Genomic DNA, 14236 nt, shown 5'->3' on the forward strand with positions numbered 1-14236 from the left:
ACCAGTTCTACTGTTCGACAGCTTATCAGGGTGTAAGGGGTCCGGCACAAAAAAGGCAGCTCCGGATAGAGCTGCCTTTTGGCGTAAATTACAGATTGCTGATCAGGAAGCGCAGGCTCAGGGCCACATCATCAAACCAGAGCCCCTGGTGGCCGATCAGGTTTAGGCCCGGTTTCCAGTCTACCCCCAGGCTAAAGGGAATTTCCCGGAAGGAGTATTCCAGGCCCAGGATCAGGTCGGCCCCAAGTACGGTATGATTCACCTCATCATGATCATCAAACCAGGGGTGGTTGCGCCAGTGACGGTGCCGGTGGTTGTTCCAGACCCCTACGTGGGCCCCTAAGCCGCCATAGTACTGCAGCTGCTTTATCTGAAAGGCGGTAGCATGCTTTTCGTACAGGCCTGTAAGGAGTATGCCACCCCAGCGGGGCGATACGATGCCTTCTATAGCCGTATTGCTGTTAACAAAGTGCTTTACGGTAATTCCGTAAATATAGCCGCCCCGCAGACCTACACCGGTTTTGTAATTCTGTGCCCAAAGCGGCGTTGCCGAAAGCAGCAGGGCTGCCAGCGGAAGGATGATCCATTTCATGGCTGAAAAAATTGATACTATCCTTCTATACGCAGCTTTGGGCGGCAGGATTACAGACCGCGAAACAGGCGGGCGCTTTCGGCCCAGGGAATGCGGCTTAGCATTAAAATAAGGGCAATGGTATACCAGATGGCCTGTGTTTTATGTTTGGCCAGATCGCTCACCGCTTTTTTGGCTTTGCTGCGGCCTATCTGGGCCACAACCACGGCTATGATGTTCACCAGAATGTGCTCAACAGCCCAGAAACGCAGGTAAGAATCCTTCATGGCAGCGCCAAAGTCTCCAAAAGCCTGCTGGGTATAAGGGCTCAGAAACACATAGAGCACCAGACCAATGAGCAGGTTCAGGTGCAGCAGGCCCATAAAGCCGGCCGATAGGCCGTTATCGCCTTTCAGGTAGGGCTTGTTGCCCTGCCAGCCGGCAAAGGATTTGAAGATCACCACCAGTCCGATAATAAGAATGAACCAGCGGATCCAGGAATGGAGAAAAAGAAAAATCTCGTATGCGCTCATGTGGGTTGAATTTTTGCGACAAGATAAGCAGGAAGGGGTACTGCACCAAACAATCCGGGCAGGCAGACGCTTTATCTAGGTAAAAGAATACCACCATGATCGATAATCTCTTAACGGAATTAAAAGGGGCCCTGCGGCAGGACGTAAAGCAGAAAACTGGCCTGGAACAAGATAAAGCAGACCAGGCCATAGAACTGGCCGGTCAGAGCGCCAAAGAAGTGGCCGAGGAGGAAGTAAGCCGGGGCAATATACAGGGCCTGATGCAGCTGGTGGGCAACAAGGGAGGAGAGACCCATGCCAACCCGCTGGTATCCAAGATCGGGGCCAATTTTGTGGGCAAACTGGTAAGTCAGCTGGGCCTCACCCCTGAGGTGGCCAAGCAGGTAGAGGGGGTGGTAGTACCGCTGATGGTGCGTTTTGTATCGCAGCGCTTTCAGGAAGGGGGAGGCATGGGCGCCCTCAGCAGCCTGATGGGGGGCGGCCTTGGCGGAATGCTGGGCGGATTCTTTAAAAAGTAAGGGGTAGACTACTGGACAATGGACAATAGACAATGGACGATAGACAATAGATTTTAGACAATAGGGTATACGGATAGATACTAGAGGCAGGGTTAGCGTTTTTGGACATTTTGCGCTAGCCCGCGCCCAAAGACAATAGGCTATGAGTACAGCTGCAGGGAGGTACAGGTTCCGGGCGGCAGATCAGGGTCTGTTGTCTTTTTTTATTACAGATCGATGAGCGTATAATAAGGGCCTTGTTTGCGGATGCGCAGGTAATGTACCTCCCCCTGCTCACCCCGATTAAAATAGCCCGTAAAGCGGTGAATGGTGCTGCCGTTTGGGGCAAAAATGTTGAGCTCATAATCGGTGGTGCGGCTTACGTCGATGGCGCCAATGTAAATATCGTAGGTGCCATCCCGGTATACATCCCGCAGGTGTACCTCCTCAAACTGGCGCAGGCTTTCGGAAGCGGCAATGGGAGTGGAGCCCAGATCCAGGTACAAGTCCAGATCGGTTTCGTAGAGCGCCTGGCTGGCGCTGCCACCGGTAGTCCACTCCAGTTGTATGATCAGGCCCTGGTGGCTGCTAAGGGTATAGGCGGGCACTACAGGGTCTTTATCGCGGCTGCAGGAGGCAGTGAGAAAAATCAGCAGCAGAAGGGTCAGGGGATGCAGGAAGCGTTTCATAAACAAGGCAGGTTTGGTAAAGGAACGGGCCTGAGTTGTGCAGGCATCAGGTCCTATCACTACTATCTGCAAAGCTTGGGCCAAACCGGAGAAAGGTTCCGCAAGGAGCAGAAATATTTTTTAATGGCTTCTTCAAAAAAAGGGAGCTGCTCCCTATGGAACAGCTCCCTCACCTGTAGATACTAGCCAATCCCTACTTACCCAGGGCGGTAACGCCGGGCAGCTCTTTGCCTTCAAAATATTCCAGCAGGGCGCCGCCGCCGGTTGATACATAGCTTACACGCTCACCAAAACCCAGCTGGTTTACAGCTGCGGCCGAATCGCCCCCGCCTATGAGGGAGAAGGCGCCTTTTTCGGTAGCTTCTACTACGGCCTTAGCCACCGTGCGGGTACCTTCGGCAAATTTTTCCATCTCAAATACCCCCATGGGTCCGTTCCAGAGAATGGTTTTGGATTCGCGGATGGTACGCATAAAGATCTCCTGTGCCTCAGGTCCTATGTCAAGGCCCATCCAGCCATCGGGGATGGCGTGGTTGCTGGCTACCTGAGTATTGGCATCTTTGTCAAACTTGTCGGCAATGATAGAGTCGATGGGCAGCTTGATCTCTACCCCCTTCTCCTTGGCCTTTTTAATAAGGCTGTTGGCCAGCTCAATTTTGTCTTCCTCTACCAGTGAATTGCCCGTTTGGCCACCAAAAGCCCGAAAGAAGGTGTAGGACATGCCACCGCCTATGATGAGGTTATCCACACTGTCCAGCAGCTTTTCGATGATCTCGATCTTGTCGGAGATCTTGGCGCCGCCCATGATGGCGGTAAAGGGGCGCTCGGGATTACCAAATACCTTTTCGGCATTGTCCAGCTCGGCCTGCATCACATAGCCGGCTACTTTATCGGGCACAAAGCGAGCCATTACAGCTGTAGAGGCATGAGCCCGATGGGCGGTACCAAAGGCATCCATTACCCATACATCGCCCAGCTGGGCCAATTCCCGGGCAAAGCTTTCATCACCTTTTTCTTCCTGTTTGTGGAAGCGCAGGTTTTCCAGCAGCAGCACCTGACCGGGCTGCAGCGCCTGGGCTTTCTGGCGGGCTTCGTCGCCAATGCAGTCGGAGGCAAACTGTACGTCTCTGCCCAGCTCCTTTTTCAGGTAGGGGAGTAGGTGCTTGAGAGAGAATTTCTCCTCAGGCCCTTCCTTGGGGCGGCCCAGGTGGGACATCAGGATCACCGAACCCCCATCGCTCAGGATCTTATTGATGGTGGGGAGCGCCGCTTTCAGGCGGGTATCGTCTGTGATTTCATGCTGCTTGTTCAGGGGTACATTAAAATCGACCCGTACCAGGGCCCGCTTTCCTGAAAAATCGTATTGATCTAGCGTTTTCATGTAAAAGTATAGGTTAGAATGTAGTGCTCAAGATACGCAAAGGGGTATAGGCAAAAGGTGATAAAGATCACCCTTAAGGAGTTTCTTTTCGGGTCTCGGGTTTCAGCTGGCTGTCTGCCTGACGGCTTCCGGCCGAGGCGCGCCTGAGGCGGTCGTTGATAGCGCGGCCCAGGCCATAATCAGGCACTTCTTCGGCCAGGATGAGGCTCACCGGCAGGCTGTCCAGCAGGCGCAGGGCCTTAAACAGGTTGCGCGCGGCTTCGCCCAGATCGCCGGCGGGCGAGAGGGTGGTCTGGCAGGTTTCGGGATAGGAATCTTTAAAAGAGAGCACTCCCACCCCCTTTTTGCCATGCTCCCGGATCAGGTCCTGCAGCTTGCCCAGCAGCAGGGGCTTGCGGGGAGCATAGTGCCCCTCCAGCTGGCCCGGAGCCACGGGGTTGGAGCTGCTGTGCGCCATCACTTCCAGTTTTGGCACCAGCTGCTGAATATCCTCCAGCTCCATCCCGCCCAGGCGGTGTATGATCACTGTATCCCCCCTAAAGCCCAGGATGGTACTTTCTACCCCTACTTCGCAGGGGCCGCCATCCAGAATGTAGGGGATGAATTCGCCCAGTTGCTCGGCTACATGCTGGGCCGTGGTAGGCGAAATATAGCCAAAGGGGTTGGCACTGGGGCTGCCAGCGGAAAGGGCAGTTGCTCCAGCAGCGCCTGGCTCAGGGGGTGGCGGGGCATGCGAACCCCTACGGTGGGGAGGCCCGAGCTTACCAGGTCCGGGATATTCTTCTTGGCAGAATAAGCGTAAGGGGGCCGGGCCAGAAGCGCTCGGCCAGCGCATAGGCCGTATCGGGTATTTCCTGCACAAACTCCAGGGCTGCCTGTAGCGAAGGGGTATGCACAATTAGGGGGTCGAAGCTGGGCCGGCGCTTTACTTCAAAAATGCGCAGCACCGCTTTTTCAGAATAGGCATTGCCAGCCAGTCCGTAGACGGTTTCGGTGGGGATTGCTACCAGGTCTTCTTCCATCAGGAAGCGAACAGCCTGCTGCAGGTCGGTGCCTATTTGTGCCATATTCTAGAAATCCGGAAAGCGGCGCTTATGTTTAAGAACATACGCTTTGGGCCGCTACGGTGCCTTCCTGATGGCCCAGTTGGGCAGCCTGTTTGTACAGGGTGCAGGCCTGGGCAAGGTCATTCTGCCGCTGGGCGATGTTGCCCAGCAGGTAGAAGGCTTCGCCACGCTGCTTGTCAAGCCGCACGCTTTCCAGCAGGTGCCGGCTGGCCTGCTCCAGGCTGTCCTGGGCGTAGTAGATTTTGCCGGCATTGAGCTGCACCAGGGCATCCAGGGGGGCCTGCTCCAGGGCCAGTTTAATGTCCTGGAGGGCGGCCGCCAGATTATCCATGTCAAAAAGCACCACAGCCCGGTTCAGGTAGGCATCGGCCACATCGGGTTTCAGGCGAATGGCTTCGTTGTAGTCCTGCAGGGCGGCCGGCAGATCGCCCACTTCCCGGCGGGCATTGGCCCGGTTGTACCAGAAGCGGTAATCGCCGCTGTTGTAGCGGATGGCCTGGGAAAAATCGGAGATGGCATCCTGCGGCTGGCTGCTCTCCAGGTGGGCTACTCCCCGCATGTTGTAGGCCGTGGCTTCTTCGGGATTATCTTCCAGAAAGGAATTCAGGGTTTGGATGGCTTGCTGGTACTGGCCATCCTGCAGCTGCTGGCGGCTTTGGCTTAACTTTTCTTCATTAGAAGGGCCGCAGGCGCTAAGCAATAGCGCCCCCAGCAGAACTATAATGGAGCAGGTTTTTTGCATGCTGCAAAGATAGAGGGGCATTTGGTAAAACAAAAAGAGGCTACTCGATTAGTACCACGCGCCGGGTCTCTACCTGATCTTCATACTCCATGCGCAGCAGGTAAGTAGCCGGCGGCAGGCGGTTTCCCTTGCTGTCGGTGCCATTCCAGGTAATTTCGGAGGTGCCTGCAAACTGGGTGCCATGCAGCAGGGTATTTACCAGCTTGCCCTGCGGATCATACACCCGAATGCGCACAATGCCGTTGCGGGGCAGATCGTAGGGAATAATGGTTTGTGCGTTGGCGCTAAAGGGGTTGGGGTAGGGGTTGGCATAGGCAAAGGGCTTACCCTCCGGGTCCTGGTAGATGTTTTCCACGCCATCGTAATTCTTAAAATAGATCCCATTGCCGTGGGTGGCAATGGCTACCCGCCCATCGAGCGAGCGGTAGCGTACCTGCGGCACCACCACCCGGCCAATGAGCTCCGGTGCTTCCTGCTCCCAGCGGGTGGCATTGCCGGCCAGCTGGCGGGTGCTGTACAGGCCCGTGCTGGTGCCGGCCAGGTAGAGGGTGCTGCCATCTTCCATGGGAATGATCTCCACATGGCGGACCGAGGGACCATTGCCGCTGCCGTTGGGAAACTGCTCCAGATTGCCGCTTATGCTCACAAAGGAATTGCCCCCATCGGTGCTGCGGAAGATGCTCAGCACTTCATAATTGGAAAACACCACAAGTACCTCATCGGCATTGGTAGGGTTTATGCTGATGTGCGCCACATAGCCTCCGGATGGAAAGCCTGTGTGGGTAAGGTTCTCCACCACAGGCGTGGCACTGCTAACCTCGGTTGCTTTGTAAAATAGCCCCCTTGAGGTACCGTAATAAAGTATGTCAGCTGGGGTAGTGGAAATGGCAATGGCGCTGATGGAACCCGAATCGGCTGCCGTAGTGCTGAGCCGCTCCCAGTTAAGGGCCGTGGGCGACTGGCTGCCGGCCGGTATCTGGCTTACGTTGCGGTTGCGGTAGACCACATCGCCTGCCGCCAGGTACATGCGGTTGGGGTTGTGCGGATCAAACACATAGGGGTTGATGAACAGATAGGGCTGGCCCGAAACCTGACCCGCCCCAATGGGGTCTATGCGGGCAAAGGAGGTAAGGCGGTACTCATCATTGAGCGTAAGGCGGTAGATCTGGCTGTTCTGGAACGATACATAATAGTAGGCCCCCCGGTTGGCCACATGGGTATAGCCGCCATCGCCCCCCAGTACGCGCAGCCAGTTGGCTTGCTCGCCGGCAGAGGGGGTCAGGTGGCTGCCATTATCCTGCATACCGCCAATGATAATATCATTAACCTGGCTCTGGTCAAGGCCTACGGTATAAAACTGGGTGGTTACATAGCCGCGGTTCAGGCTGGTCCAGGCTACGGTTTCCTGCAGGATATTGTCGGTGCGGCTCAGGCCGCCATCGTGGGCCGATATGGATCTGTTTGGTGCAGAGGGGTAAAAGACCAGTTCATGCTGGTCGGGGTGGTGGTTTTCATAGGGTGTAGAGCGGTTGGTGTTCACATAGCCGCCAATCCAGTCGGTGGCTTCTTTATCGGTAAAGCCAGTAGTAGAGCGAAAAAGGTTGGTGCCGCCCACAAAAACCGTTTGCGATTCGGTGGGGTGTACTTTTACCAGCATGTTATAGCCCCCCTGCAGGTCAAGGCCGGCTACGGGCTCTTCTTCTTCGGGCAGGTTTTCGCTAAGGTTGGTCCAGATGCCATCGCTGCCGCTGATGTTGAGGCGCCATAGAATGGGGCGGCTGGGGGTATGCCCCAGGGCATAGAGTTCGTTGGGATCCTGCGGATTGGTGGCCAGCACCACGCGCCCAAACTCTCCCGGCCAGCCGTTGGGGGTGATGTTCTGCCAGCTTACGCCCCGGTTAATGGAGCGGAAAATGCCGCTTTGCCCGACCACATTCCTGTATTTTTGGGAGCTCAACACGGCGTAAAGGGTACCATCGGGGGCCACTTCCACATCGGTATACTGGGCGGCATTATCTGCCAGAGTGGCCGACCAGCTGGCGCCTCCGTCTATGGAGCGGTATATGCCTCCCGAGGCGGCTGCATACAGTTCCTGCACCAGCAGATTGGTAGTGTTGATCTTGAGGTTGTAAATGTAGTCAAAGGGTGGATCAAAGGTCTGGGGGCGGTTTGTGCTGGTAGAGGGGAGCAGCAGCCAGCTCTGGCCGCCATCCGTACTTTTGAAAATACCATCGCCCCGGTAGGGGGCATTGCCTCCACGGGCCGAGTTGCCCAGCTGCTCGCCGGTGCCATAGTACCACACATTCTCGTTGCCGGGGCGAGTATCCTGCACCAGGGCCGTTACACTGTGCAGCTGGTCGGGGCGGGTGGTCTTGGTCCAGTTCTGACCCCCATCGGTAGAGCGCCACATGCCGCCGGAGACGCCACCGGCCAGAATGGTGTTCTCATCCTGCACATCCAGGCGCAGGGCCCGGGTGCGTCCGCCTACATTGTAGGGACCGGCAGAGGTCCAGGGGGTTTCCAGGCTTGTGCGCTTGCCGGGCAGGGGCTTGGCCTGGGGCAGTTTGCGAGCAAACTGCAGCTCTTTTTCCCGCATGCCCGAGGGGATCTGGCCGGTGGCCGGGTTGTGCAGCATGAGCCATTCCCACTGCTGGCGTGCCTGTGGATTTTCTTTGGTGCCGATGCTCGATTTCTGGTTGCGAAAAGCGGCCAGAACCGAATCGGGCAGGGGGGAGGGTGCTTCCACCCAGGCGGTTGCAGGTGAAGCAAAGGGGTAGAACCAGTAGAGTGCAACCAGCAGTATGCCTGCCAGGGCCAGCAATACAGGGAGTATAGGTTTTTTTAACATGAGCAGATCAAAAAGAGTATCCCATTGGTGGGCACAGCTATAACCTGCACCCCTTAGTGAAATGTTTGAGCGGCCATCCCCGCCCCATCGGTATAAAAGTAATACGAATAGAGCAGGTAGATGGCCAGTAAAAAGAAGGCCTCCCAGCGATCGAGCCGCTGGCGGCCTCCGGTAAACATGGCGACAAACACAAAAACAGTACCGGCCATCAGCACCACCAGCTCCAGATTGAAGCTGGCATCAAAGCTCACCGGGCTGATCAGAGCACTGGCGCCCAGCACAAAGAAAATATTAAAAACGTTTGAGCCAATGATGTTGCCCACGGCAATATCGGCCCGCTTGCGCAGGGCCGCTACCACCGAGGTGGCCAGCTCTGGCAGTGACGTGCCAGCTGCTACAACCGTAAGGCCAATGATGCGCTCATCTACCTCCAGGTAGTGCGCAATGGCCAGGGCCTGATCAATGACCAGCCGACCGCCAATGACCAGGCCGGCCAGCCCCAGCACAATGAACAGTATGCTTTTAGTATTGCTTTGCAGCGGAAGGGCTTCTGCCTGCGCTACTCCAGAAGGTTGCTTGTCCTGCCGCAGCGAGCGGTATACATAGTACAGAAAAAGCACAAACAGGAGCAGCAGGAGAAGGCTATCGAGCCGGCTAATGGCAGAAGGGCTCCCCCAGAGCAGGGCATCATTGGCCAGAACCCAGAGCAACACAGCCGCAAGCAGCGAGTAGGGGATCTCCTTCCAGACGGTGCTGTTCTGCACCCAGAGGGGCTGTAGCAGGCCGGCAAAGCCCAGGATGATAAAGAGGTTGAAGTTGTTGCTGCCAATCACATTGCCCAGCACTACCTCATTGTGGCCATCCAGTGCGCCGATAACGCTTACCACCAGCTCAGGCGCCGAGGTGCCAAAGGCCACAATGGTAAGCCCTATGGCCAGTTCGGATATCCTGTAGCGCTTGGCCAGGGCCGAGGCGCCGGATACCAGCCAGTCGGCCCCTTTCAGCAGCAGGGCAAAGCCCAGAATGAGCAGCAAAAGCTTAACGAACATGGGGTTAGTGGAAAAAATAGCCTGCCTGCAGAACAGGCAGGCAGAATAGGTTAATCATTCCCTTTAGAAGGGCCCGATGGGGCTGCACCTGAAGGACCCTCCCGTCTGGGCCGGTCGTTGCGACGCCGGTTGCCGCCTCCGGAATGGCGTCTGCCACCCCCTCCGCCACTGCCGCCTCTGCGTTCGCCTCCGGAGGAGCGGCGCTGGTGGTTGCCGGCGGGCCGGCCGCCTCTGCGGTTGCCCCCTTCATCGCCACCCCGGCGGCGGAGCTGCTCGGCATCCTGCCAGTCGGGTGCTTTGCCAAACTCCTCGGGCACGGCGGGCTTTTCTACTTCCACACCGGTAAGTTTCTCGATCTTGTAAAAATTGCGCTGCTCCTTGGGTGTAACAAAGGTGATGGCCTCACCGGTAGCTTTGGCCCGGGCCGTACGGCCTACGCGGTGCACATAATCTTCGGCATCATAGGGCACATCAAAGTTAATGACCATGTCCAGATCGGCAATATCGATGCCGCGGCTCATCACATCGGTGGCCACCAGCACCGGAAAGCTGCGGTTGCGGAACTGGCGCAACACTTCCTCGCGCTCCCGCTGCTCCAGGTCAGAGCTGATGCTTTTGGCATTGATGCGCTTGCGCTGCAGGGCTTTTTCTATGCTGCGAACGGTGGTTTTGCGGCTGCTGAACACTATGACACTGTCCAGGCCGGGGCGGTCCAGGATCTTGGCCAGCAGGTTTTCTTTTTGCTCATCCCAAACCGAGTAGGCCGACTGGTGCACGCCTGCCGCTGTTTTGGAAATGGCAATGTTTACCTCGGCGGGATCTTTGAGCAGGCGGCTGGCCAGCTGGCGGATCTTGGGCGGCATAGTAGCTGAGAACATGAGCGTCTGGCGCTGCTGCGGCATGTGGCCCACAATGCGCATGATATCCTCAAAGAAGCCCATGTCCAGCATGCGGTCGGCTTCATCCAGGATCAGGTGCCTGATGTGTTTGGTATCCACATAGCCCATGTTGAGGTGGGCAATCAGCTTGCCCGGTGTGGCTACTATGATGTCGGTGCCTGTTTTCAGGGCAATCTTTTCCCGGTCAAATTCGGCGCCGGTGCCCCCTCCATACACAGCTATGGAGCTGATGGAGGTAAAGTAGGAAAGGCCTACGATCTGCTGATCGATCTGCAGGGCCAGCTCCCGGGTGGGCGCAATGATGATGGTGTTGAGGCCGCCGCTCCGCTCACTGGTCTCCAGCTTGTGCATGATGGGCAGGAGGTAGGCGGCCGTTTTACCGGTACCCGTCTGGGCACAGGCAATCATGTCTTTGCCTTCCAGGATCTGCGGAATGGTGGCCAGCTGTACAGGGGTGGGATCGCGAACCCCATGATATCAATACTTTGTAAAAGCGAGGGGGCCAATCCAAAACCGGCGAATCCTAAATTAGTATCTTCCATATGTCAAATATTCCCCCTTGCGTGCATGAGTGAAGGGGGCTAAGGTGTTTTTCGAAAAAATGCACCTAAATATACGTATTCTTCACCGTATGCACTAAGCCCTTCCTACTATTTCCCATTATGCGGGGGTGCCGGGCAGTTGCTCAGCCCCTGTCCCTGAGGGGGTGGCACAGCAGGTGGCTCTAAAAGAAGAGCCTCTCCCGGCCGGGAGAGGCTCTTGCTACAAGGCGGGCAATACGCCTGGCGCTATTCTTTGTATTGCTGGTGCAGGTCTACCGTTTTTGCTGCATTCTTGCGCACCTTGATGTTTAGGAACTCTACAAAAAGGGAGAAGAAGATAGCGGCATAGATGGCAAATTTTGGAATATGCACTTCTATGCCTTCCAGCACCAGCATCACCCCAATGAGCAGCAGGAAGGAGAGGGCCAGCATTTTTACCGTAGGGTGCTTTTCTATGAAGCGGGCAATGGTGCCGGCTGCCAGCAGCATTACTCCCATAGAGATAATAACGGCTACTACCATGATCATCACATTGTCTACCAGGCCAATGGCCGTCAGGATGGAATCAAAGCTGAAGACAATGTCCAGCAGGATAATCTGCAGCAGTACCGAGCCAAAGCTGATTGCCTTCGCTTCCCGGTTTGACTCTTCCTGGCCCTCCAGCTTGTGGTGAATTTCGGTGGTGCTCTTATAGAGCAGGAAAATACCGCCTCCCATCAGGATCAGATCCCGGGTGCTGATCTCCTGACCAAAGAGGGAAAACAGACCCTTTTCTGCTCCAATGAGCCAGGTAATGGCAAACAGCAGGGCCACACGGACAAGCAGGGCCAGGGCAATGCCAATAAAACGCGCTCTAGGCTGCTGCTGCTCGGGCAGGCGGGCTACCAGAATGGAGATGAATACAATGTTGTCAATGCCAAGAACTATTTCCATGAGGGTTAGCGACAGAAAGGACACTAAACCTGCTGCTGAAAAGATTTCTTCCATACAAAAAAAGAGATAGGGTTAAAAAGGAATGGTGGATAATACGCTTCTCTGCAAAAAGAGTTAACCCTTTAAGGGGCCTAGCGCCTTAAATGTAGCAATTGCGCCGAATACTTCGATATTGTTGGGGATTGCTGCGAAAAATAATCCAAATTTCTTACTTTTGCAGTCCGTTCGGGTGAACGGGGCCTTTGGCGCATGCCCGGGGCACATGTACTACTAAAAACACCTGCCCTGTGGCTCGGGGGCAGCGTGCTTAACAGAGCCAATTTTACGCTTTATGGCAAATACTCCACAAGAGTTTGATTGGGACAGCTACGAAACCAAAGGTTTCGGCGAAGGGTACTCGCGCAAGCAAAAAGAGGAACTCGCCCAAATGTACGAAACTACCCTTAACACCGTAACCGAAAAAGAGGTAGTTAAAGGTACTGTAGTAGGTATTAATGACCGGGATGTGATCCTGAACATCGGCTTTAAGTCAGATGGTCTGGTATCGGCATCCGAATTCCGCGACCTGCCCGATCTGAAGATCGGCGACGAAGTAGAAGTATTCGTTGAGGAGCAGGAAAACCAACTGGGCCAGCTGGTACTGTCTCGCAAAAAAGCGAAGATCGTACGTGCCTGGACACTGATTCAGGAAGCCCTGGATCAGGATACCATTATTGAAGGTACTGTGAAGCGCCGCACCAAAGGTGGTCTGATCGTAGACATCTATGGGGTAGAGGCCTTCTTGCCAGGATCACAGATCGATGTGAAGCCCATCCGCGACTTCGATGTGTATGTAGGCAAGAAAATGGAGGTGAAGGTGATCAAGATCAACTACACCAACGACAACGTAGTAGTATCGCACAAAGTACTGATCGAGAAAGATCTGGAGAAGCAGAAGGCCGAGATCCTGGAGAACCTGGAAAAAGGACAGGTACTCGAGGGTGTGATCAAAAACATGACCAACTTCGGTGTATTCATCGACCTTGGAGGTGTAGACGGTCTGCTGCACATTACCGATATCAGCTGGGGACGGATCAACCACCCGGAAGAAGTGCTGAAACTGGACGAGAAAGTAAATGTAGTAGTACTGGACTTCGACGAAGAAAAACGTCGGATCTCTCTGGGTATGAAGCAGCTTACCTCTCACCCATGGGATTCCCTGGGCGAAAACATCCAGCCAGGCTCTAAAGTAACCGGCAAAATCGTAAACGTGGCCGATTACGGCGCATTCCTGGAGATCATGCCAGGTGTAGAAGGCCTGATCCACGTAAGCGAAATGAGCTGGAGCCAGCACCTGCGCAACCCGGCCGACTTTGTGAAAGTAGGCGAGGAGCGTGAGGCCGTTGTCCTGACCATCGACCGCGATGAGCGCAAAATGTCTCTGGGCATCAAGCAGCTGTCTGAAGATCCCTGGACCAAGTCTGATGTACTTACCAAATATGCCATCGGCACCAAGCACACCGGCATTGTACGCAACCTGACCAACTTCGGCCTGTTCCTGGAACTGGAAGAAGGCATCGACGGTCTGGTGCACGTATCTGACCTGAGCTGGACCAAGAAGGTGAAACACCCTTCTGAGTTCATCAAAGTAGGTGAAGAGCTGGAAGTACAGGTTCTTGAACTGGATGTAGACAACCGCCGCCTGGCCTTGGGCCACAAGCAGCTGGAAGAAAATCCATGGGATACCTTTGAGACCATCTTTACCCTGGGTTCTGACCACAAGTGTACCATTATCAACAAGAATGATAAAGGCGCCGTGCTGGAGCTTCCCTATGGTATCGAAGGCTTTGCCCTGACCAAGAGCCTGCAGAAGGAAGACGGCGGCAAAGCTGAGGTTGGTGAAACCCTTGACTTCAAAGTGACCGAGTTCTCTAAAGAAGACAAGCGCATTGTGCTGAGCCACACCGCTACCTACCGCGAGGAAGAAGGCAGAGCAGCAGCAGCTCCTGCAAGCGCTCCCAAGAAGGAGAAAGCTGCTGGTGCCGCAGCCGGTGGTGCCAAGAAAGGCAAATCAGCTCCTGCGCAGGCAGATGCAAATGCCTCCAGTACCACCCTTGGCGACCTGGACGCCCTGGCAAGCCTGAAAGAGCAGATGATGGAAAGCGAAGCCAAAAAAGGCGCTGCCAAATCAACTGCTACCAAGCAAACCGAAGCAAAGTCTGACGTAACAGAAGGTTCTGAACTGGCCGAAGATCAGTCAGCCGACAAGGCAAAAGCAAAAGCGAAAAAAGCTGAGCAGAATGCCGAAGAGGGTGATGCGTCTACTGAAGCCTAATCAGCCTGCGATAGCCTATATAGGAAAGCGTCCACCGCATGGTGGGCGCTTTTTTTGTAGTATTCCTTCAGCCTAAGCCAGTTGTCTGCCGTGAAGAAGGGCCGGGAACTAAAGAAGGATAGGAATATGTATAGACTAGCAAGAAATAAAGCGGGCAGCCTCTTTGCACTT

General features: G+C 55.2%; 11 protein-coding genes and 1 pseudogene. 2 read left to right on the forward strand and 10 right to left on the reverse strand.

Going from position 1 to position 14236, the window contains the following annotated elements:
• Positions 1 to 88 precede the first annotated feature (88 nt).
• Both ADICEAN_RS01045 and ADICEAN_RS01050 read right to left on the reverse strand, forming a co-directional pair.
• A complete protein-coding gene (locus ADICEAN_RS01045; protein ID WP_009193638.1) occupies positions 89 to 592 on the reverse strand; it encodes a hypothetical protein in 504 nt (167 codons plus the stop codon).
• A 50-nt stretch (positions 593 to 642) separates the two neighbouring features.
• Entirely contained in the window at positions 643 to 1104 is a 462-nt protein-coding gene (locus tag ADICEAN_RS01050) for a hypothetical protein (RefSeq protein WP_009193639.1), read from the reverse strand.
• A gap of 95 nt (positions 1105 to 1199) precedes the next feature.
• Between ADICEAN_RS01050 and ADICEAN_RS01055 the strand changes: the two genes are divergently transcribed.
• On the forward strand, positions 1200 to 1622 hold the full coding sequence (locus tag ADICEAN_RS01055) for a hypothetical protein (protein ID WP_009193640.1): 423 nt from the start codon (positions 1200 to 1202) through the stop codon (positions 1620 to 1622).
• Between the two features lie 206 nt (positions 1623 to 1828).
• On the opposite strand, the gene ADICEAN_RS01060 is transcribed toward ADICEAN_RS01055, so the two are convergent.
• The 8 genes and pseudogenes from ADICEAN_RS01060 to ADICEAN_RS01095 form a co-directional block, all read right to left on the reverse strand.
• Entirely contained in the window at positions 1829 to 2290 is a 462-nt protein-coding gene (locus ADICEAN_RS01060) for a hypothetical protein (RefSeq protein WP_009193641.1), read from the reverse strand.
• Between the two features lie 193 nt (positions 2291 to 2483).
• On the reverse strand, positions 2484 to 3671 hold the full coding sequence (locus ADICEAN_RS01065; protein ID WP_009193642.1) for a phosphoglycerate kinase: 1188 nt from the start codon (positions 3669 to 3671) through the stop codon (positions 2484 to 2486).
• A gap of 73 nt (positions 3672 to 3744) precedes the next feature.
• Positions 3745 to 4738: pseudogene (locus ADICEAN_RS01070) on the reverse strand (L-threonylcarbamoyladenylate synthase).
• A gap of 31 nt (positions 4739 to 4769) precedes the next feature.
• Positions 4770 to 5480 carry a tetratricopeptide repeat protein gene (locus tag ADICEAN_RS01075; RefSeq protein ID WP_040395904.1) on the reverse strand — a complete coding sequence of 237 codons (711 nt, stop codon included), beginning with the start codon at positions 5478 to 5480 and terminating at the stop codon, positions 4770 to 4772.
• 40 nt (positions 5481 to 5520) lie between these two features.
• Positions 5521 to 8328: a FlgD immunoglobulin-like domain containing protein gene (locus tag ADICEAN_RS01080; protein ID WP_009193646.1), complete on the reverse strand. Its 2808-nt coding sequence runs from the start codon at positions 8326 to 8328 to the stop codon at positions 5521 to 5523.
• Positions 8329 to 8381: 53 nt separating this feature from the next.
• On the reverse strand, positions 8382 to 9377 hold the full coding sequence (locus ADICEAN_RS01085; RefSeq protein ID WP_009193647.1) for a calcium/sodium antiporter: 996 nt from the start codon (positions 9375 to 9377) through the stop codon (positions 8382 to 8384).
• A 50-nt stretch (positions 9378 to 9427) separates the two neighbouring features.
• On the reverse strand, positions 9428 to 10684 hold the full coding sequence (locus ADICEAN_RS01090) for a DEAD/DEAH box helicase (RefSeq protein ID WP_009193648.1): 1257 nt from the start codon (positions 10682 to 10684) through the stop codon (positions 9428 to 9430).
• 380 nt (positions 10685 to 11064) lie between these two features.
• Positions 11065 to 11805 (reverse strand): TerC family protein, encoded by a 741-nt coding sequence (locus ADICEAN_RS01095; protein ID WP_009193649.1) that lies wholly within the window; start codon positions 11803 to 11805, stop codon positions 11065 to 11067.
• 277 nt (positions 11806 to 12082) lie between these two features.
• Here ADICEAN_RS01095 and rpsA point away from each other — a divergent pair, with 277 nt between their 5' ends.
• Positions 12083 to 14065, forward strand: coding sequence for a 30S ribosomal protein S1 (gene rpsA / locus ADICEAN_RS01100; RefSeq protein ID WP_009193650.1), 1983 nt, complete (start codon positions 12083 to 12085; stop codon positions 14063 to 14065).
• Positions 14066 to 14236: the final 171 nt, after the last annotated feature.

This window comes from Cesiribacter andamanensis AMV16 (assembly GCF_000348925.1).
GTDB classification, from domain to species: Bacteria; Bacteroidota; Bacteroidia; order Cytophagales; family Cyclobacteriaceae; genus Cesiribacter; species Cesiribacter andamanensis.

Coding starts and splice junctions, on each gene's coding strand:
- ADICEAN_RS01080 (WP_009193646.1), bottom strand. CDS start 8,328: ATGTTAAAAAAACCTATACTCCCTGTATTGCTGGCCCTGGCAGGCATA.
- ADICEAN_RS01090 (WP_009193648.1), bottom strand. CDS start 10,684: ATGATTGCCTGTGCCCAGACGGGTACCGGTAAAACGGCCGCCTACCTC.
- ADICEAN_RS01045 (WP_009193638.1), bottom strand. CDS start 592: ATGAAATGGATCATCCTTCCGCTGGCAGCCCTGCTGCTTTCGGCAACG.
- ADICEAN_RS01050 (WP_009193639.1), bottom strand. CDS start 1,104: ATGAGCGCATACGAGATTTTTCTTTTTCTCCATTCCTGGATCCGCTGG.
- ADICEAN_RS01060 (WP_009193641.1), bottom strand. CDS start 2,290: ATGAAACGCTTCCTGCATCCCCTGACCCTTCTGCTGCTGATTTTTCTC.
- rpsA (WP_009193650.1), top strand. CDS start 12,083: ATGGCAAATACTCCACAAGAGTTTGATTGGGACAGCTACGAAACCAAA.
- ADICEAN_RS01085 (WP_009193647.1), bottom strand. CDS start 9,377: ATGTTCGTTAAGCTTTTGCTGCTCATTCTGGGCTTTGCCCTGCTGCTG.
- ADICEAN_RS01095 (WP_009193649.1), bottom strand. CDS start 11,805: ATGGAAGAAATCTTTTCAGCAGCAGGTTTAGTGTCCTTTCTGTCGCTA.
- ADICEAN_RS01055 (WP_009193640.1), top strand. CDS start 1,200: ATGATCGATAATCTCTTAACGGAATTAAAAGGGGCCCTGCGGCAGGAC.
- ADICEAN_RS01065 (WP_009193642.1), bottom strand. CDS start 3,671: ATGAAAACGCTAGATCAATACGATTTTTCAGGAAAGCGGGCCCTGGTA.
- ADICEAN_RS01075 (WP_040395904.1), bottom strand. CDS start 5,480: ATGCAAAAAACCTGCTCCATTATAGTTCTGCTGGGGGCGCTATTGCTT.